Origin of the sequence: Sporosarcina sp. NPDC096371 (genome assembly GCF_044762865.1) — a bacterium.
Taxonomy (GTDB): domain Bacteria; phylum Bacillota; class Bacilli; order Bacillales_A; family Planococcaceae; genus Sporosarcina.
This window is the reverse complement of sequence record NZ_JBIWFE010000003.1, coordinates 149,833-172,016: the sequence shown is the minus strand read 5'-3', so window position 1 is coordinate 172,016 and position 22,184 is coordinate 149,833. Positions and strand designations below refer to the sequence as shown.

At 40.9% G+C, this 22,184-nt stretch carries 12 protein-coding genes; 1 reads left to right on the top strand and 11 read right to left on the bottom strand.

The window, feature by feature from the left end:
* Nucleotides 1–42: 42 nt before the first annotated feature.
* From ACIQ0H_RS09520 to ACIQ0H_RS09510, 3 genes are all read right to left on the bottom strand, one after another.
* On the bottom strand, nucleotides 43–4,122 hold the full coding sequence (locus ACIQ0H_RS09520; protein WP_403413711.1) for an endo-alpha-N-acetylgalactosaminidase family protein: 4,080 nt from the start codon (nucleotides 4,120–4,122) through the stop codon (nucleotides 43–45).
* A 462-nt stretch (nucleotides 4,123–4,584) separates the two neighbouring features.
* On the bottom strand, nucleotides 4,585–5,835 hold the full coding sequence (locus ACIQ0H_RS09515) for a hypothetical protein (RefSeq protein WP_403413709.1): 1,251 nt from the start codon (nucleotides 5,833–5,835) through the stop codon (nucleotides 4,585–4,587).
* A 241-nt stretch (nucleotides 5,836–6,076) separates the two neighbouring features.
* Entirely contained in the window at nucleotides 6,077–10,201 is a 4,125-nt protein-coding gene (locus tag ACIQ0H_RS09510) for a S8 family serine peptidase (RefSeq protein WP_403413707.1), read from the bottom strand.
* A 335-nt stretch (nucleotides 10,202–10,536) separates the two neighbouring features.
* Between ACIQ0H_RS09510 and ACIQ0H_RS09505 the strand changes: the two genes are divergently transcribed.
* Nucleotides 10,537–12,264, top strand: coding sequence for a M28 family peptidase (locus ACIQ0H_RS09505; RefSeq protein WP_403413705.1), 1,728 nt, complete (start codon nucleotides 10,537–10,539; stop codon nucleotides 12,262–12,264).
* 104 nt (nucleotides 12,265–12,368) lie between these two features.
* On the opposite strand, the gene ACIQ0H_RS09500 is transcribed toward ACIQ0H_RS09505, so the two are convergent.
* The 8 genes from ACIQ0H_RS09500 to ACIQ0H_RS09465 form a co-directional block, all read right to left on the bottom strand.
* The gene (locus ACIQ0H_RS09500; protein ID WP_403413703.1) at nucleotides 12,369–14,030 is read right to left on the bottom strand and encodes a M28 family peptidase; all 1,662 of its coding nucleotides are present in this window, start codon (nucleotides 14,028–14,030) and stop codon (nucleotides 12,369–12,371) included.
* Nucleotides 14,031–14,746: 716 nt separating this feature from the next.
* Nucleotides 14,747–14,974 (bottom strand): 3-hydroxyacyl-CoA dehydrogenase family protein, encoded by a 228-nt coding sequence (locus ACIQ0H_RS09495; protein WP_403414480.1) that lies wholly within the window; start codon nucleotides 14,972–14,974, stop codon nucleotides 14,747–14,749.
* Entirely contained in the window at nucleotides 14,975–15,121 is a 147-nt protein-coding gene (locus tag ACIQ0H_RS09490) for a hypothetical protein (protein WP_403413701.1), read from the bottom strand.
* Nucleotides 15,122–15,613: 492 nt separating this feature from the next.
* Entirely contained in the window at nucleotides 15,614–16,681 is a 1,068-nt protein-coding gene (locus ACIQ0H_RS09485) for a DUF871 domain-containing protein (protein ID WP_403413699.1), read from the bottom strand.
* A 48-nt stretch (nucleotides 16,682–16,729) separates the two neighbouring features.
* Complete coding sequence (locus tag ACIQ0H_RS09480; RefSeq protein ID WP_403413697.1) at nucleotides 16,730–18,109, bottom strand: PTS transporter subunit EIIC; 1,380 nt, start codon at nucleotides 18,107–18,109, stop codon at nucleotides 16,730–16,732.
* A 21-nt stretch (nucleotides 18,110–18,130) separates the two neighbouring features.
* Nucleotides 18,131–19,015, bottom strand: coding sequence for an N-acetylmuramic acid 6-phosphate etherase (gene murQ / locus ACIQ0H_RS09475; protein ID WP_403413695.1), 885 nt, complete (start codon nucleotides 19,013–19,015; stop codon nucleotides 18,131–18,133).
* Between the two features lie 751 nt (nucleotides 19,016–19,766).
* Entirely contained in the window at nucleotides 19,767–20,615 is an 849-nt protein-coding gene (locus tag ACIQ0H_RS09470; RefSeq protein ID WP_403413693.1) for a MurR/RpiR family transcriptional regulator, read from the bottom strand.
* Between the two features lie 248 nt (nucleotides 20,616–20,863).
* Entirely contained in the window at nucleotides 20,864–22,129 is a 1,266-nt protein-coding gene (locus tag ACIQ0H_RS09465) for an exo-beta-N-acetylmuramidase NamZ family protein (protein WP_403413691.1), read from the bottom strand.
* Between the last annotated feature and the right edge of the window lie 55 nt (nucleotides 22,130–22,184).

Genomic DNA, 22,184 nt, shown 5'->3' with positions numbered 1-22,184 from the left:
AGAAGAAAGGGTATTCCCTAATGGAAATACCCTACCCTTCACTTACTTTCTTACAAGCCCTTTAACTGCCGCCTGCAATTTAGTTAGTGTTGCCATTAATTCTGTTTTTGTTTGAATCGATTCAAGTGCTGTTTTCGCTACTTTAATCTCAGCCTTCAATGCATTGACAGATTCCACTGTATACACTGAACCACTTTTCGTCATAGATTCTGCTACGACTATGAGTTTTTCAAGTATCGATAAGTCTACATCTGGGTCTACGTTCACAATCTTTTCAACCCGTAAATTATCTAAGATAAACGTGCCTGCACCTGTATGCATATTGAGTGGAGTTCCATCACTAAAGATACCGATATACGTTTGTCCATTATCGGAGCCTTTAACTGTAAACTCAGCACGTTTTGTATCAGTGGATGCAGGAATAAGTTCATTGATACTCAATCCTTTTACATCTTTGATATTACGTGCATCATTTTCCTGATCTCCTGAGATAAAGCGGTATGAACCAGCTGTCGTTTGATAATCAAAGGACACTTTATAATCAAAACCAGCTTCAAAACGGAGGTGCTGAGGAATGGTTTTATAAATCAGACCCGCATTCCCTGTATTCACTTTCACAGACCAATCTCCAGCAATGACATCATCGACTAGCTTCGCACCAGCCCACCCTTTTTGTGTATAAGGAGCATGCAATTCAGATAGGTGAATTCGATTGTCTTCTACGCCTTCTGTATTCCCAATGACAAACGGATAGATCCCTTGTACAACCGTTTCAAAATCTTGTTCGAACACTTTTGAATTCACCTTATTATTCAATGATTTTTCAACAACGCGAATATCATCAAATTTCGTCCATCCCGCACCAGGCTCACGGCTTAGTGTCAGTTGCGCCGTATCTGCTTTGGCTGTGAAGCTCACTTGCATTCTTTGCATTTTGCTCGTATAGCCATTATTCGTTGCATGAGAATCTGCTTTAATATAGTTCTTTTGCAAACTACGTAACGTGTAATTACTTGCTTCTTCTACTCCGCCTGTAACTGCAATGGCAGCCCTGACATCACTTTGGTTTTCAACGTAAACCTCAGCCACATAATCTTTGCCTGGCTCTAGATTAGAAATCGTACGAGTAACCGTTGTCAATTTTGTTGGATTTTCAACGTTTAAGTAATAATCGCCACTACTTACTTGACGAGCCTTTCCAGTTTGATTTGTTCTTTTCACACTTAGTGCTTCCTTATCTCCAGCTACAATTGTTTGATCATCGTTAATTGTTCCAGAATTGAAGCCCGTGTCGTAGACAGGAGAACCTGCACCCCAATCAGTGACTTCTAAGCCATTATCTTGTTTAGTTACAACAATATAAGCAGTTGATGCCTCAGCCGTTAACGTGATTTTATTATCAACCACCTTAACCTCTTGCATATCCGTTCTACCTTGGTCCGTCAATTTGTAGACATAAAGCTTTTCTGCATTCGCATATTCGTCTGCAAGTGTCCATGTAGTCGTCCCACCATCGCGATTCCAGTGATACATTTTTTCAGAATCAGGTGTTGGTGTTTTAAAGTCCTGTTCAACCCAAGGAATGAGGTACGTATGATCGTCAAGAACAACATTATCGTTGAGCTTAATTACACGACCCCTTGACCCATCCTTCCTCGTTACAGTGACAACATCACCATTGCTTGGATCAGCCAATTTAATTTCTTTTTCTAAGTTCGTTTTAGTTGTATCACCTGCAACTGTTTCCCAATTTGTTACATAATACTTCTGCAAGAATTTAGTTGACATATTTGTGTCAAATGTCATCCGGATATATTGGTCAAAGTTCTTATCCGATTGCCAACCTTCAAACCCAGCTAATTCAAAACCTCCAAGTAAAGGATTATCAGCTGTTCCGCCTACTTCAGGCCAGTTCAACACCCATGAATCTTTTTGGTGGTTACTGATAAAGCGCAATACTTCTGAGTTAATCCCTTTACTTGCTGCTCCACCGTAGTTTTTATCCGTTGCCCAGTGCTGCCAAGTTGAATTGTTCGCTACTGATGTACCGAACTCAGTTGTCATTCTCCAGCCTCTTTCAAAAAACTGCTCTGCGATTCGGTTGGATTCCCACTGATCCTGATACCATACATCTAGGTAAATAAAATCAAGATCCGGAACTGCAGCATGTAACTCATCTAGTCTCTCCGCACGGTTACCCGTAGATAAATCTTTAATTTTGTCAATCACATATCCTTGGTCAATCCAGCCCCATCCTCTAGAATCTGGACCTTGAATGAGTTCATCACTAAATGCTTTCGCTTCAGGGTAAGATTCTTGTGCATTAATATGGGTACCAAATTCTGCATTATACTTATGTCCTTCTTCAATCAGCTTGTTCATATCTTCAGCGCCACCGATACGTTCACCAATATCGCCATAGTCAGGGTGCGCACTGTCATGTCCTTCATTTCCATAGCCCTTTAATAGAATCGGTTGTTTTAACCCGTCCGTTGCAAGTGCTACCTTTTTAACGTTATCAAGCGTTTTTAAAAATGGTTGCTGTGCTTGTGAACCAAAGTTCATCACAATTCTTGTACCGATTTTGTTATTTACATCTTCAGAATCTGGGATGTCTTGCATGATATCACGGTAAGCGATTGCAGCATCCTGCCAATTCACTTTTCCGTCATCATTTGAATCTTTTGCAATTGCGATTTTAATCGTTGGTAGTACTGTAGGAGCCTCTGGCATAAATGCACGTTGGTAATAGAGGGCGTTCGATCCAATTCCTAATGACTTCACACCTTCTGCATCTTCAGAGCGCTTCGCTACTAAATTGCGATAGCCATCTACTTCTGAACTTGACCACACACCCGCACTCAGTTCAGCATTCGACAACAGCGCTGTATAGTACGAACTTGAAGTACCAGCACCCGTCATTGCCCCATTAACAGTGACATCCACATCGCCAACCTTTGTCACGTCACTGCTTAAATTCGTTAATTTCGCTTTCGCATCCGCCTGATCAGAATTGACAGAGATAAAATTCATATCCGCAAATTCAATAGTTTCGATGATTGCAGTGCTCTTATTATTGATCTCTTCGAAGTTATAAACAACTTGATTGTCATCCACTTTTAAAGAAACTTTAAAGGTAGCATCCAGCTTCTCATATTCATCTTTCACCTTTAATGTATAAAGCGCCTCACTATTACTTTTCTTCTCAAAGCTTACTTCCGGATAATAGAGTGCACCATTAACCTTCAGGCCGTAGACAGGGTTTACCTGACCATTCATGACTTTTCCATCAGCCTTATATTCCACAACACGTGGGAAGACTTGGTCGATCTTCACGTCCATAAAATCTGAGCTTAATGTATCAATAATTGGCGCTGTCGTTGGAGGTTCCGGAATTGCTTCTTCAAGGATTCTTACGTTTGAAATTGTAATGCTACCAGCCCCTCGGCTCTTTTCAAACCCAAGTAATCCAGGTTGATCCACACCACCTGCCAATGTCCAGCTATTCACTTTCTTGTCGTCGATAAATAAAGTTGCAAGATCATCAGCAATCTTCACACGTAAACGGTACGTGTTTCCTTTTTCAAGTGCGACACCCGTAGTCATGCCTGTATACGTATTTGCTGGACCAAATATTTCTCCAAAATACAGATTGTTCGCGTCCCCAGTTCCAACATACGAGTATGCGGAAGGATCTTGTACACGATAAATCATACCAAATCGGTTCATAGTCTGATCCCCAGGCGTAATATCAGCCTCGAAAACACCATTTTTAATCGGCTTCATTTTGTCATAAACAATTTTATTTTTTTGAGTACTCGTCACTTTATAAGTAACAGACCCATCTGCATTGTAAGTAAGGCTGCCATCTCCAGCAAGAACCTTAAAATCTCCCGCTTCAAGCTTATTATCTGTAATATCTACAAGGTCCTGTTGAGTAGATGTTGCAGTCTGTTCTACCACTTTGGCGGCTTGAACTGCCTCGAATGGAACAACATCCCCCGATTTAATTTCCGCTGCTTCTGCCTTAGGGGCCAACATAGTACCCATTGCCAATGGCTGTGCTAACAATACAGCTGCAAGCAGAGCCTTAAATGATTTATTTCCATATTTACTTCCCATTTTTCTTCCACCTTTCAATAGTTTCTTCATTTAGTGAAGGAGAGAACTTGCTAGTACCATGGCCTAACCCACTTCTCCTTTTTCCTTCCACTGTTCTAGTAACATTACATGGTATTATTTGTGGAATTATACAAAACTATGTAACCCGTTCTTTCCACTATACTTAGATTACGTCCGTTAAAGCGCTTCCACAATAACTATATTGCTTTTATTGTTAGGAATATTGCTCTTTTACTAAAGATTAAGTAAATTGAATAAAATCTAGAATGAATGACCTATTCTATAAAAAGGAAAATAGTCATGGAGCGGATTCTATAAATGAAGTAAAACTCCCATTTTCAGGTACAAGGAATGTAAGTACTAAAAAAACCGAAAAAGATGTAAACGATCACATTTTTTCCGGATTTTCTAGGCACCAATAATTGTTCTACCATTCAACCGCCTGAGCCTGAAACCATAGAATCATTTCCCAGTGCTAAGCAATTCTATAAATTTCGCCTCATGTTCTACAGTTGCATATTGCCTATATCCCCAGTACACGAGAATACATTTTTTTAGCCTTTCAAAATTTCTTATTTTATTTGCCACAGTCGCTATATCTAATAGCTCATTTAAGCCTTCTACGAATGCCTTACTTTTACATAAATACAGCGCGTGTGCGTATTTAAAATCCATATACATCTTTTCTTTAATCCACGGTTCTTTACTGATAGCTAAATCTTCAATAACGTCTTGAAACCTTACTAGTAACCTACGAGCATCTTCTAATCGATTTGAATTCACGTATGCCTCCAACACCCTAGGTAATCCAACATAAATATCATCCCTTTTCTCCAGCCATTTCAAATAATCGTCAACATGCTCCAATTGGCCATTCTCTAATAGAAAATATAATCTATTTCCCTCGGCCAATTCATAAAAATAATCATTAACAACTGAGTATCGATCCGTTAGGTGTAAAATTTCTTTCAATGAGCCATCCAGTCGATTTAATGCATAACTTTGGTACATAAGCGCACTTCCAAAGCGTATGTCGCTATCGGCAATCTGCTCTAATTTCTTCGCATAATACAGTACTTCTTCCCATTCTTCACGCCTGTAATAAACCGCCATTATCCACAGAGTCGCCTCAGTTCTGATATTGAAAGGCAAGTAAGCTAAATACTCTAAGACGTGGACTAAAGCATGCTGCACCTTCTCTGCCCCTTTTAAAATATAAAATTGCCTAAAGTAACTAATCGCCACTTGTTCAGTAAATCGATTGGGTTCATTGTCGATAAACACCTCATACAACGACAAAGCCTCTGTTTCTCTTCCCTCTTTAAATAACTTCTCCGCAATGAAAAAGATATAAGTCAAATTTTTATTGCGAATGGTTTTGGACTTCTCCTCTAACATGGCACTAATGATTTTATCGCTATGCTTTTTGTGGCCCAGGATCACACATTTATATAAAAATTGTTCACTTCTACGTTTGTCCAGATGCCCATTTTTGTTAAAACATTCTTCCACATAAAACGAATAGAAATGACCCTCTGGTAACCCGAGGGCATCCGTAATCGCATCTAATTTTTGCATGTTAAGTGGCTGCTTATGGTTAAAAATACGACTGATATCACTGATAGGGATTTCAGAATGTAAAGCCAAATCTGTTCTACTCAAATTCTTCTTTTGCATATAAAACAAAATTTCCTGATAAAGTGCTCCATTCATCCGACTCACCTACGCATTAGTTTCTTTTGTCTATGTTAAAAAATCATTGGCGTTGTATTAATGTAACACTATACCATAAACAGAATCATGCCAAAACTCTAATAACAATTAATTTAAAATGCTTTTTGCACTCTACATCCATACAAAAAAGCAACGATTAAAAGATCAATCGTTGCTTTTTCGCTATTCATATGCAGTTTACTCATTGACTTAGGTAAAAACTAAAGCTTTTACTAAAGGATTACATACCTAGTTCCCGAAGAATATGTTCTAACGTCTTCCCTTTAAACCGTTCCACCGGTTTCGGTGCATTGTCGACTGTTGGATTTCGCATCAAATAGTTCTTTTGAACAAATTCAAGATCTTTTGCATCTACCTTACCGTCATAATTAATATCCGCTTCACGTTTGTTCTTTCCCCAATGAGTCTGGATATACAGTGCATCCATAACATCGATGACATCATCTTTATTGACGTCTCCACCTTGAGCAGGTTGATAAGTTAAATATTTATTTTGGGAAACAATTTTTCCTTTATCCTGGTATCCGATTGTAAACTCGTCGTGTATCGTAAAGTGACCTGGTGCATTCAACTCAAATTTGAACTTGCTATCGGTTAGCGGCAGATTATGAATCTCATATACGGATGCAGCAGTAGCATAATATATTCCTTCATACGCATGACCGTCCGTGCCCGTTGCCGTTACTTTGACCCCTGCTTCCACATAATCAATCTTCTTTGGAGATCCATCAGCCATTATGAAAGCTTCCGCATCGACAGGTCCGCGTGCTAAGGAATATGTCGGCGTTATATAGATATCTGGATTAGCACTCAATGCCTGTATTTTTTTATTATTTTTATCCGTATAAGAAGCAGTCATGTAGCCAGGATAAAAAATCGGTGCTGCAGAATAAATGCTATTCATCTTAAATGCTACATCTACTAGCGTAAGATCTCCCGACAATGCAGGTTGTCCTTCTTTTACCTTTGCCGTAATGGTCAGCTGTTGGTACGCTCCACTGTACGGAGCCTCATCTATCGTAATATCGATCGAATCGCTAACACTCGCATGCGGCTTTACAATTGGCGCTGCAAGATCAGATCGATAATAGAACGAATACACGGCTTCTGTTACGTTTTCGACATTATTTAAACTGAGCGTAGTCTGTGCTGTCTCCCCCATCAATACAGCATTTTTTTCTGGTCGCATAAATGCAAATGCCTCTCCTTCGCGGACGAAATAAATGTTTTTGCTTTCTTTATAAGTCCTGTTTGTCGCTGCATCTGTTCCGAAAAATTTCAGGTGCATAGGTCTCGTTTGATTGACTGGAATATCCACAGAAAATGTTCCGTCTTCCTTCACTGGTATCTCTATCTGCCTGCCCCCAAGCTGGTCTTGATAAAACATTTTGTTATTTCCTTGCGTAAAATCAAATCCGGCCGATTTCATATCTTCAATTTCTTTATCAAAAATTGTGCCAGATACGGTTACCGTTTTTTCCTCTGGTTTGTATTCGTATACGTCTGTTTCCATATCTAGCTTAATTTCTGGAGCAATGCTTTCAATATACACAGGTGTATCTTTAGAGAATGTTTTTCCTGCATCATTCGTACCGATAAACCTTAACTTATATGAACCTGGATCCGCTAACTTTTGGTTGTGAGCAATTGGCCTTTCAGAGTTCCCTGTAAATGGATAATACAGCCCATAAAAGAGTTGTTTGATATAAAGATTGACCTTCTCATTCATTCGTATTCCATCAAGCGTGCCGACCAATCCAAGTTCTTCATTTGTCTCTCCGTCAACTAAAACCACATCGACCGTACGCATATGGGATATTAACTTCATCATTGCATCTGTCTTATTTGCTATCCCGGGATATCTATAATCTCCTGTTGTTGTAATCGCCTTTGGAACCAATTCTACCGATTCTATTCCCTCTTCAGTGGTCCGAATGGCGAACGGGACTTGATAGGTTTCATCTGGATTTTCCTGATTGGTATACGTGACGTAACCTTCATACGTTCCTAAGTCTGCTGTTTTGGGAACAGAAATAAAAACAGTTGTTTTCTTTTTGCCGTTTCCATTCACCGTTATCGTCTGATCAGTATGAATTTGTACGCCATTTTCATCCGCATCGTTTGAACTTCTAAAGTCATTTGGGTATCTTTCGTTCAATGTTTGGAATTCAACTTCTACATCAAATGTTTTCGCTTGTTGACTATTATTATAGATAAAGAGTGAACGTTGATTTAATATATTCGTCTTACCATTCTGTGCAAAGGTCCCGAAGCTGATGGCCCCCGTAAGATCTTTCATGGGCTTCGGATTGCCTTTTTTATCTACCCAACCTGGTGTTTCATCGACTACTTCGATTCGGGTTGTGGAATGGATCGCTTCATACGGATCCACATTGCCCGCCCCCACTTCATACACACTGTACTCGCCGTTTAACGGATCTGCAGTATTCATAATTACTTGCTTGATGTCTGCAGGCGTCAAATCTGGATTGGCTTGTAACAATAATGCTGCAACCCCTGCTACATTCGGACTTGCCATGGATGTTCCGGATAGTCTGTCATACGCATATTGATAGTCCCCCATTTGGTCTGGTCCATTCATATAGGAAGGAACCGTAGAGAAGATTGATTCACCTGGTGCTGTTACTTCCGGTTTAATATCATAGGTTGTACGTGCAGGGCCGCGTGAACTAAAGCTTGCGAGCTGATCCCCTTCTGACATAACTTGTCCTATTTCATCAAACGAAAAAGTCGCTTCTCCTGTTTTCAATTTTTCTTGCATCGCTATTCCTTGGTCATAGGATAACGAAAATGTCGGAATGAGCCCATACCCTTCCCCGAGGTATGTTGGGATAAAGCCTTCTTCCGGAAGGATATTCCATATCATTACGGCTTTTGCACCCTGTTTTTGGGCTTCCATGATTTTTGATTCTAGTGAGTGACTTATTCTATTGACGAACACTATTTTGCCGTTTACATCTTTATTTTTATAGTCTGAAGCAAATCCTGCTCCTACGTCCACAACGGGAAGATCCATCCCTTCTAACTCTTCAATGTTATCCTGATAGCCTTTTGCCAACAGTTTTAAATCAACTGGTACACTCTCAGCTGCATGCAATGAACCTTTTGAAGTAGCAATACTTTCAGATACATTACTCGCTCCAACAGTGATAGCCAATGCTGCAGCACCCGGGGAGCCAAGCGTATATAATCCCTCACCAGTGTTTCCTGAGGCAACAACTGACGTAACGCCTGCAAGAACCGCGTTATTCAATGCCATACTTGTGATAAACAACGGATCATTATAACTTTGCCCTAGCGATAGATTAATCACATCCATCCCCTCTGCCACAGCCTTATCAATACCCGCTAAAATAGCTTCTGTCGTTCCTGACCCCCATGGGCCCAACACACGATATGCATAGAGGTCAGCATCAGGTGCTACGCCTGTTACACTATGTTCAACATTATTTTCCCCTTGTCCCGCAATAATTCCAGCAACATGCGTTCCATGTTGCGTATAGTAGAGATTGCCAAAGAAATCTCTTTCTGAATATCCAGATGCCTTCCATTCATCGTATGTCGTTTCCATTGGATCATTATCATTATCGACAAAGTCGTACCCGCCTTTGTAGGCATCCTTTAAATCAGGATGATTATAATCGATTCCCGTGTCGATAACTCCGACTTTGATACCTTTCCCTGTAAATCCTTCCTGATGCAACTTGTCAATACCAGGGAACGTCACGCGTTTTGTTTCTTCTTCCCCTTCTACTGTTTCCTGCTTGACCGGTGGCTCCATTTGGACAATTTCATTATTCCAAATCGCTTTTACGGTGTTGGATTGCAACAAAGCCTCTACTTTATTGGCCGGAATCTCCATGGATACGCCATTCAGGGTATTTTTATATGTGTTTTTAACCTTGTAAACTTCTTTTCTCTGTTTAACATCTTCTTTATAAATAGTTTGTAAGTCTTGTTTGAACGTCACATGAGCTGCATCGGCCTTTTGTTGCGCTTTTGCCATAGACAATTTAGTTCCATTCGCCGCTTCTTCCAAAACGGCTACTTTGGCAGGCTTGTCCTTAAACTCAACAATAACCGTAATCTCATCTTCACTCTCTAAGTTTACTTCTGCCCCTAACTGTAACCCAGTCTGATCACTGACTTGCAATTGATGTAAGGCCTTACGCTGTTCAGGTGTCAGCTCAGCTAATACTTGTTCAACGGATGGGACTACATTCGCATAGGCAACTGAACTGTAGGTACTAGTTGGTAGAGAACTAAATAATACTCCTGTACTCAATGCCAAAATAGCAGTGCTTTTCATAAATTTATTTTTCATCTTTCTCTTCCCCTCTTTTTCTATCGTATTCACATCCTAAGTATATGGAGATTTGACGGTATTTCACTATTGAAAAATTCCATCAATTCTACCTTTACAACTTAACCGTGTCCTATTCGAAATGATGAGAGGCTGTTGAATCTAGCTATTTATAAGCCTTTTTTATTACATAGTAAAAAATATACAGTCTATTTTCACCATGCCACTCGCCATGATTTATCTATTTTTGTTTCTTTCGAACTGTTATTAATGGAATCTTCATAATAAAATACAATATTATACCAATTCTGATATAATCATATTTGTACTACAATTTGAATAGGGGGTAGGTAGATTTGGGAACTAAACGTTTTTTGTCGCGATTTTTCACTACTGCAAGTATCATGCTGTTAACTGCTTCAACACTTGGAGCTGGTCCAGCTTCGGCTTTAACTACGAGTGACATCGCTGTTAAATCACAGGCCGAAATGATTTTGCCAGAACGAGATGCCATGCATAAACTACTCACAAACGTTTACGATTCTACAAGCTATGTAAATGCCGGGAACACCAATTATTCTCTGAATGGTGTCAGCGCGAGTAGCATTAAGTTACTGATTGAGCGTTTTGAATCAGAAGGAGAATTTGCCAATAGCGTGGCAGCCCGTGCTCTAAAAACCCATATGACAGCATTGGAGCTGTACGAAAAGCAAGCGAATGCTGATAAAATTGTAAAACACATGAATGGCTTTCTTGTTTTACTTGAACAACAACATAGTAAGCAGTTACTATCTGGGACAGCCTATCAAGCGCTAAAGGACTCTACCGATGAAATGGTCGGACAGTGGGATACTACTTTTAGCTCTGACAGGGCTATGACACACCTTCATAATTTAAGTATAGGCATCGGACCACGAGTTACCGGTACCGCTGAAGAAAGACAAGGCGTCGAATATATTAAAAATGAATTTGAAAAACTCGGTTATGACGTTTCCACACAAGAATTTAAACTGCCTGACCTTTTGACCGGGCAATTGCAGATTACCTCCAATGACAATCAAAATGTAAGGGTAGCCATTGCTGATGGATCAGGATATACAGATGAGAACGGAGTAACCGGTCAACTCTATGCAGCCGGTTTAGGTACAGCCGAAGACTTCACAGCTGATGCAAAAGGTAAAATTGCTTTAATTCAACGTGGGGATTTTACTTTCTGGGAAAAGGTCCAGAATGCAACAGCAGCAGGGGCTACTGGTGTCATTATTTATGATAACGTGAATAGTTCTACACCCATTTTACCGGGCTTAAGTAACAAGAGTTCCATACCAGTAGTTGGTATTACAAAGGCGAACGGAGAAGATTTACTTTCGCAAATGACGACGGGTGAGGTAGAAGCTAATCTTGTCATCCATGCAGATAGCACAAGAAAATCACAAAATGTGATTGCTGTCAAAAAACCAAAAAACATTGAAAACCCTGAAATCGTGTATGTGACATCACATCATGACAGCGTGGCTGGTTCCCCTGGCGCAAACGACAATGGTTCCGGTACGTCTACGGTTCTTGAAATTGCAAGAGCTATGCAAAATGTGCCAGTTGACAAAGAAATTCGGTTCATTGCTTTTGGGGCAGAAGAAATTGGATTGGTTGGATCGACATACTATGTGAGCCAACTTTCCCAAGACGAAATTAATAGAAGTATCGTCAACTATAACTTGGATATGGTCGGAACGAATTGGGCGCCAGCTTCCCAGCTGTATGTAAATACGGTTGATGGCAAAAAAAATCTAGTTTGGGACACCGTTTCTGCCGCTTCTAAAAAGTTGAATATAGACGATGGTGTACTCAATCCATATCAATTCAGCCGCTCAGATCATGTCCCATTCCACGACGCTGGCATTGATGCAGCCTTATTCATTTGGATGGAACCTGGAACTGCGAGGATGGAACCTTATTACCATACACCTCAAGACTCCATCGAAAATGTGAGTCCAGAAAGAATTCAAACGATTGGTGACATTATCACTACTGCCGTTACTGATCTTACTAGCACGCAAGCGAAGGTAACCGAAAAAGCTTCATAAATGCAGAAGATAAAAAGCAGCCGGGATTCAAAACAATTACGAATTGTTTTGAGCCTGGCTGCTTTCATTTGGAGATTTTCGGGATCCCCCTGCTTAACTAAAACTTATGAAGCTAGCAGTAGTGATGTCTCTTCATTCTTCTCACTATTTTTCTCGTAACCAATTAGATTAGAGATAGCTTTAAAAACGACATCCCCAGTAAGTTGTATTCTTGCAGGGCTAACATGCTCGATTGTATCCTCTAACGAATGATAGTAAGGCTCAATATACGCTGCCCCAGGTGGTGTTCCAGGTTCCATCCAGATGAAAAGTGCTGAAGGCACCCCTTTTTCGTGGAATGGAACATGATCGGATCTGCTCAGCATATGAAGCGGCAATAAGTTTTTGCTAATCGCTAGGTCATCAGCAGCCTGATGTGTAGATTCCACAACTAGGTTTGATTTCCCATCTACCGTGTTAATATAAAGTTGCGAGCCAGGTACCCATGCTGTACCAACCATATCGATCTGAAACTGAACTTTTGTTCTGTCAACTTCATCCTGCGTCAAATTACCGATATGGTATCTTGAACCGACAAATCCAAGTTCTTCTCCCCCAAATGCAGCGAAGCGTAATTCTTTGTCACCATCATAATCCTTAAAGATCCTTGCCAACTCTAGTAGTGTAGACGACCCAGAGGCATTATCACTGGCACCCGGCCCATATGGAACACTGTCCAAATGCGCGCCAATGTAATAAATTTCAGGATTCTCAATGCCCTGTGGTTTTTTAGTAGCGATTACATTTATTGTTTTTTGATTAGTAAGTGTTTGAATGGAAAGTTGAGCTTCCAAATTACCCGCAGAAATTTCAGCAAGAAGTGCTTCGCCATCCTTCTTGGTAATCCCCGCAACCGGAATGGTACTGCTTACGCCGCTTAGGGAGATACTTGGAAGTGTATATCTTTCAATGTTGTCATATATAATGACACCTTTCGCACCTGCAGCCATTGCGTTTTTCACCTTTTCAGAGACAGGGATTACACCATTCTGTATTAATGCGATATTGTCATTCGCATCTTCAGTGAACTCATTCGCTTGGCCTACTCCTGCCTGATAGACATTCCTTGTGATTCCATCTGCGCTCGTTTGTGGGGATCCAGAGGCAGCTCTTACAGGAATCCCCTTGTTGTTATTATTAGAGATGATCTTCAGCTTCGGCTCAATCCGATTGCTTCTAGGGGCTTCTTCGATAGCAGTCTCATAACCGTAACTTTTTAACACGCTTTCAATATATTCAGCACCTTCTCTTTCCCCCTGGGTACCCGCTTCCCTTGGCCCAATGTCAACACTTAGACGTTTTACATGTTCCATCGCAATATCGGCGTCAAAAGGACCTTCTATTTTTCCTGTCACGTATTGCGCGTACGTATTCAGGACATCAAACGCTACTTCGGAAAGCACCCCGTTGTTTCTTTGATTGTCTAGCAGTTGTTTAAAACCTTGCATGTGCTGAATGACCTTATCTGTCTGTCCTGTTTTTTGAAATTGATTGACTGCGCTAAGGTGCATTTTCAAGGCACGAACCGTGCTTTCATTCTGTATATCTCCATCGTCTTTAAAATAGTTAATTTGTGTGGCCATATCCGCGAAGACATTTCCCGTATTCGGCATATCATTGAATATACGATCATCCGCAGACGCGGACCCCGCCGTTGGGTTCGCTCCCAGTAGCATTGTTAGTATTACCGCCGTGGAAAAAACTTTTTTCAAACCAAATCTTTTCATGATAATCCTCCCTTTTTCGTTTTCTCAATCTAATACATGCTTTTTTATAACATTCCACGCCTTTTAGTTGAGTCCATTAGTAGCGTGACAAACTCTCCACTCTCTCCAAATTCGTAACTAGGTTCTCAAGGCAGCCATCCTCAAATCATTTTACAAAGAAATCGCCTTGATTATGGAATCCAAGAGCCTTTTATATAACCTCAATTCCTATGTAACTTAAGGGAAGCACCTCTTGAGCACCCAAATGGAAAAGTGTTTACAAACCACCTCCCTTCATTTTTATATGAACCATTTTCCTTCGCCCCTTCCTAAGTTTCAAGATTGGTGTAATCATCGCTCACACATCATAAGGAGATTCGAAATCCAATTTGGTCAGATCATACAACAGTTTAGTAATCTATCCATATATTCCTATTAAGACTTTTTTACAGCATGTCCGTCCGGAAAGTTTGTTCACTTTTCCCAACAATTACCGAGTATATCATAATGATTATTAATATATCACAGCTGACTAAATAGTCAATATATTCCGTCAAGAGGTGACGCTTATTTTAATAAACTCCCCCCTTCATGGTTGCAGGTATTGTTTATTTCATCCTTGTAAATCTATATTTGGACATCATCAATTTATTATCAACTAGCTTTTTCGCTCAACGTAAAAAAGCCCCTAGCCCTAAACAATGTTGAATTGTTTGGTTAATCAGCACAAATGTTGTTCAGTATTCAAAAAAGCCTTCCCCCGATTTCATTCCAAGACGTCCGGCCCGCACATATTTTCTGAGCAAAGGAGCTGGACGGTATTTAGAATCATTGGTTTCATTATTAAGAGTTTCCGAGACAAAAAGCATCGTATCAAGACCTAGAAGATCTGCTAACGCAAGCGGGCCGATTGGATGACTTGCACCAAGCATCATGGCTTTATCAATGTCTTCCGCCGAAGCTATTCATTCCAAAAAAACAAAAATCGCCTCGTTAATCATTGGCGTCAAAATTCCATTCACAGCAAACAATGGTGCTTCTTTTACTGATATAGCAACTTTATGAAACTCTTCAGCTAGTTCATGGAAGGTATTCTCGTTCTCGCTTGCCAATCTCTCCCATAAAAACAAAAACAGTTACAACCACATACCTTTAAACGAAAGAAAGGTTCATACGTATTACACACCGCGCGTGCATTTGGAACTACTTGAAATTACTTCGTTTATCTCTTCATTAATGTATACTTAGAACTAGTTAAGCAAGCTACTTCCTGCTACGTGCTCGATATACGAATCAGAAAGATTCAGATGCAAGGTTCAGATAAAAAAATCAATAAGAAGGCAACCAAGTGTTAATATGGTTGCCTCCTTATTGACTTAATGCAATTATTTCGCGTCTTTTTTCATGGGGGTTGAGCAAATCTACTTCAAGTGAGGATGATCATCCTGGTATGAGGGCGTCCGTATTCGTGCACTAAGTGTCTGCTATGATTTGCGCCATGCAATTAATGGGAGACAGAAAAGCCTTGAATGTGCCGAACAGGCTCGACAGTGACCGGATGCGTCATCTTGGGTTACGCAGGCATTTTTTTAGAAATCGTTTCATTACACCCATTTTATTTGAAACTTGGATCCTCCGTACATATATTGAAGCAATGGCCGATCATCTTCCTTTATTCGTCCTATCACATTTACCTTTTCATCGGCTGGAAGATCCCGTTTCGTAATTTGAATCTCTCCCTGATAGCGTTCATACTTTTCATTATCTACGGTAATCGTACCAAGAGGCCTGTCGACCGTATTCAGCGCTTCAACCGGACGGATTCCAATTAGTCCGTATTCTCTTGATTCCATTGATCGGATGCAATCCCGGGCAGCATCCAAACGATTTGTCTGCACGGCTCCCACTAGTTCAAGTATTGACTTATCATGGATTTCCGGTTCGGCCCGCACTAAAAAAACCCCTTCTTGATAGGAGACAAATTGCTCTAGCGATTCTTCAGTCAGTGTAATATCGCCGACCAAGACCTTGTCCACACAACCATATTCAATCAAGTCCAAAAAGGCAAAAAATGGGGAAATGCTTCGATGGTCTTCCAATGTTGGCAGTCTTTCAAAAAGTGGACCGCGTAAGCTCCCATCTCCTGGGATGAAGGCCATTACGGTCACCCCTTCCTCCTTCAGCCACTCATTCACCTTTCTAAATTCATCTCGATCAAGTCCTGTTTCCGGTCGCGGATAAAAATTATGCCACGCCTCAACAGACTCCGTGCGTAACCCTGCATGTTTCAATGTTGCCAAACTATCCTTTGTCAGTGTGCTTGCATTCAGTGCGACTTTCATTTTCTCGGATAGCTTGACAATTGCAGATTCTGATATTCCATAGTCGACTCGTAATCCCGTTAATCCCCACTCAAGAAGTCCAGCTGCATTTTCCCATGTGAAGCCAAGATGTCCAAGTGACTTTGGCGAAATATCTGCCATTAACTCCATATTATATTGTTTCGCTACCTCCCCTAGCCTTTGAAGGCGCTCTTTATACAGCTGCGGATCTTCTTCAGGGATGTGAAGCGACGTGAAGATGGAAGTAAAACCAATTCCCCTCACTTTTTCAATATAAGTTTCAAACGCTTCATTTAAATCATTTCCCAGATAAACAGAAATACCAATCATACTAATCACCCCCTTTCTAAAAGCAAAAAAGGGGGCATGCCCCCTTTTTTAAATACCGTCCGCCATTTCTTCCGTGAATCCAAACAAGTACGTGAACAGGAAGCCGAATGTATAAGCGATTAATAGACCCAAGAAATAAAACAAAAATTTATTGTCTGCAATAAGCGGAATCAACGAAATACCAGATACGCCGATACCAGAAGCAGCTACCTTCATGACCGCCTGGAAGGCACCACCGACTGCTGCGCCCATACAGGCAGTAAGGAATGGGCGGCCTAGAGGAAGCGTGACCCCGTAAAGCAGTGGTTCTCCGATTCCTAGAAAACCTACCGGGAGTGCTCCTTTAATGATGTTACGCAATCGTTTGTTTTTAGTTTTCACAAAAATTGCGATGGCTGCACCCACTTGACCAGCACCCGCCATTGCTAATATTGGTAATAACGCAGTGTAACCAACAGAATTGATCAATTCTAAATGAATGGGAGTCAAGCCATGATGAAGTCCGACCATAACTAGCGGCAGGAAGAAACCCGCAAGAATAGCGCCTGCAACAACACCACCAACATCCAAGACCACATTGATTCCGGCTGTAATTCCATCAGATAGAACACCAGCAACTGGAACTACTGCATAGAGTGAAAAGAAGCCTACAGCCAATACGGTAATTAATGGAGTAACTATAATATCAATTGAACTAGGCATAACAGATCGGACACGCTTTTCAACCCATGACATCAACCAAGCTGCAAAAATGACACCAAATAAGCCACCTCTACCTACCACTAATGCCTTTCCGTAAATCGTAATATCCGCAAGCGCTGGATTGAACAAAAAGGCTCCGGCAATCGCACCAAGTACTGGTGAACCCCCAAATTCCTTGGCTGTATTCCAGCCCACCAAAATCGCTAGATACATAAAGATACCGCTTCCAAGGAGAAGCAATATTTGCATCCATGTTACCGTCGGATCCACACCCGCGTTTTTCGCGAAGTTTGCGGCTCCGTTAATTAGACCTGATGCAACAAGACCTGGAATCAGCGGAATAAAGATACTACCAATTCTTCGAAGTAGCATTTTAAAGGGTGTTTTATTCTTTGCTTTAATACCGGCTTGCTTCCTCGCCGCTTTTTCGCTAAAAGTCAAGTCATCATAATCCGGGTCTGCCTCTTCCCCAATCGCCAGCCCCGTTACTTTGCTCATTTCCGCGGCAACTTTATTGACTGTCCCCGGACCCACTACGACTTGCAAAGTATCATCTTCAATTACACCCATTACGCCATCGACTTTCTTCAACGCGGCAATGTTCGCCTTACTATCGTTTTTTAATACCAAACGCAAGCGAGTCATACAGTGGGATAATCGCTGGATATTTTCCTTTCCGCCGATATTCGCAAAAATATCGTTGGCCATACGCTCTTCCTTTTTCATCCCAATCCCCCATTTCATTTTTTATATAGACTTTCGGACAAAGCCGCCCGTTAGTTTCAATTTTTCAACCGCTTCTTCGTAAGAACTTTGAAGTAGAATCATGACAATAGCGGTTTTCACATGCTGCTGAGCTCTTTCGTAATAGTCCTCGGCAGTCTCATAGTCAACTTGAGTGGCTTCCATGATAATGCTTTTGGAACGCTCTGTTAACTTTTCATTAGTAGATTGAACATCGACCATAAGATTTTCATATACTTTTCCAATTCCAATCATGGATGCCGTAGAAATCATATTCAGCACTAATTTTTGGGCTGTTCCCGCTTTCAATCTTGTTGATCCCGTTAAAATTTCAGGTCCTGTTGCTACTTCAATTGCCATTTCGGCATGCTTGCTTATTTCAGCATCTTTATTACAAGAGATTGCTACCGTTTTTGTACCTTTCCCTCGTGCATAATCTAAAGCACCTATTACGTATGGAGTCCTACCGCTTGCTGCTATTCCGATAACAGTATCCTTAGCGCAAACTGAAGCAGATTCCATGTCGGAAGCGCCTAAGTTCACACTGTCTTCGGCCCCCTCAACTGCAGTTGTAAGCGCTTCCATTCCTCCTGCTATGAAACCACGAACCATTTCAGGCGAAACTCCAAACGTTGGGACACATTCAACAGCGTCAAGAACACCCAGTCTTCCGCTCGTTCCCGCCCCAACATAAATGAGACGCCCCCCTGTTTGAAACGATTGGATAACAGATTCAACTACTTTTTCTATTTCATCAAGCTCGTTTGCGATGGTAGAAGGAACGGAACTATCTTCTTGATTCATCGCTTCTAGAATCCCCCTTACAGACATTTCATCGAGCTGCATCGTCTTGTCGTTTCTCTTTTCTGTAGTTAACTTTTCAAGCATTCTATCACCCCTCTTAAACTAGTCCTTTATATTGCAATTGTACCCACAAGAAACTATATGTCAAGATTATTCAAATTATTACTGAATCTTAGTTTCATAAGTAATTTTAAAAAATACAGGTGTTGATTAACCAAAAATAACCAGAAAACAACTAAATCAAACACTAGGCGCTCCGAGTACAGTTCCTTTAGATCGCTTTGAATTGAACAACTGCTATACCATTACCGGGATATCTTGATCTATAGGGATGCGACTTTTTCGGTAATCGTATGGTCGTCGTTCATCCGTCGCTCTCCAAAGGTAGATGTACAAGAAGTACTAAAGCTTTTTGGGACGAAAGAATAGCTGACTTCTTATCTAGATAAAGGCCGCCAAAGATACAATTTTGGCGGCTCACTCCTTCTCTATGGTTTGTTCTGTTTTCATTTTAAGGAAGTGTTAATTTCTACTGGATACCACATGATGACAAGTGTGATTTTGCTAAAAGTAAGTAAGGGACGCATTGTAGAATGTGCAAGCGTGCCCGAAATTGTATCTTCGGGCACGTATAACTTCTGTGAAGAGTCATCTATTCTTATTTTCCAAGCAACTGCATTTTGCACTTGAACATTGCAGTTACGCGGCGGACAGATAGTCGCAACAGGATTACTGAAAAGGAGTGTCCGGAAATGAACAAATGCTAATTGCAGACTTGTATGTTTTTCGTACAGGTGCATTATAAAAAAAAAAAGGAAACCCCTAGTCGGTTTCCTCATCTCCGTAAACTCTCCATTTCACTTCTTGCTTCATGATATTGTTTGATTACCTTTTCTCCGACATGATGAAAAATACTCATATATAAGGTATCAATGACTGTCAGCTGCGTCATTCTAGAAGGAATGCTTCCAATTCTAAAATCCTGTTCAACGTTTGGGGTGCAAAGTCTGATATCAGCTGTCCTGTATAAGGGCGACTTATCCAGATTCGTAATCGCGATTACAATCGCCCCTTTCTTTTGGGCAAACTGGGCAAGCTCCAATACATCCCTCGTCATTCCCGATGTACTGATCGCAACAAAAATATCATTTTTATTTAAATACGGAATAACCGTAAGCATATAATGAAAATCCAAAGAGGTAATAGATTGGTACCCCAGCCTAGTAAATTTGTAGTGTGCATCAAGTGCAGCAGTGGATGATCCGCCAACACCAAAGAAAACAATTTTTGGGGCGTCTTTTATCGCATCTACTGCTTTCAATAGCTCCTTCTTATCCATGGAGTCAGTACAAGATTCAATTGCGAATTTATTTACCTGTATGACCTTTTGAAATGAGTCATAGGGGGTATCCTTCTGCTGCAAAATTGAAAAATCTGTTAAATTCATTTCTGTTAACGTTAAATCCTTAACGAGCGCAAGTTTAAATGACTTGAAACTTCCAATTCCAATCGATTTGCAAAAGCGGATCACACTCGCCTCGCTTACCTCTATCTTTTTTGACAACTCTTTAGTTGTCATATTCGGGATTAGCTCCGAATGCAAAATAATATATTCACCCACTTTTCTTTCTGCGGCAGATAGATTATCTAAACCTTGCTCAATTTTATCGATTAATGATTTCATTTCTACACCTCCACGACTCTAGTATATACGACTTGGAAAGATAATGAAGAATTGCTGAAATAGAACAAAAGCGCAAACGCCTGGTCAGAGGCGACAGGCATAGCCGGACCGACTTATGACCCGAGCCTCTAGGCGCTAGAGTCTAGACGTGAAATAGCTTCTTTTGGAGGTTATCCACAGTACAAGATTTTATAGTTTCCTATAATACCAAAAAGCGCCCCCTTTTCAAAAAGAGGTCGCTTGATTTCTTATTTATACAACAAATATTTCTCACGTACATGGGTAAACTTGTCTAGACCAGCCTGCCATGCTTTTTTCATTTCATCTACAGACTTACCTGCTTCAATATCAGCCCGGATGGAACCATTTCCGACAAGATTATCAAAGAAGGAAATCCCGTTGCTACCTGGCGCTCTAAACTCGAAATCGTTTGGATACATATCATGGATGGTTTTTACAATATATAACCCGGTTTCAAACGGCTTATACACGTTTCGATTTGTGATATGGATTTGAACTCCATGGCTCAATTTATTCACATGCTTCGAGAATGTCGGCGTAAACGAAGCCGCTCTGAAAGTGACTCCAGGCAATTTGTAAGAATTCAACCTCGCCGCCAAATCCGCGCTATTGATGAAAGGAGCGCCGATTAGCTCAAACGGCTTAGTCGTTCCCCTTCCTTCTGAAACATTTGTTCCTTCAATTAATGCCGCACCTGGGTAGACAAGAGCCGAATCCAAGGTTGGCATGTTCGGTGATGGCAGAACGAATTCCAATGGCGTTTCATCGTAATACATACTCCGCTTCCAGCCTTCCATTTTCACGACCTTTAAATCGGCTCCAATCTTGAATTCTTTATTGAAAAGCTGTGCTAATTCCCCAACCGTCATCCCATGGCGCACAGGAATCGGGTACTCACCCACAAACGAGGAGTACTTATTCTCGAGAACAGGGCCCTCTACTTTTGTACCGCTAATCGGATTCGGACGGTCAAGAACGATAATCGGAATATTATTCTCCTTTGCCGCTTCCATTGCTAGAGCCATCGTGTAAATATACGTGTAAAATCGTGCCCCTACATCCTGGATATCGAATACCAACACATCGACATTTCTCAGCATTTCAGGTGTTGGCTTTTTCGTGGCCCCATAAAGGCTATACACGGGAACCCCTGTCTTTTCATCAATATATTTTTCAACATATTGCCCAGCCTGCGCATCCCCGCGGACACCATGCTCAGGACCATAAAGAGCTGTCAGTCGAACATTGGAATTGGTGTAAAACAAATCTACGATACTCGTAACATTTTTATCTACTCCCGTTGGATTGGTAATCAAACCGACCCGCTTACCCTTGATCAAATCAATGCGATCCTGCAACAAAACCTCCACACCCAAGCGAAACTTCTTATCCTTCTTATCTTTATCATCTTTGTTATTATCTTTGGCAAATACTGCAGAAAAAGTGGATAGTGCTAGAACGAGCGCAAGTAATCCTGCAAGCCATTTCTTCATAAAAAACGCCTCCCTATTTCCAAATAGTGTTTACCGGCAAATACTCTTGATAAAA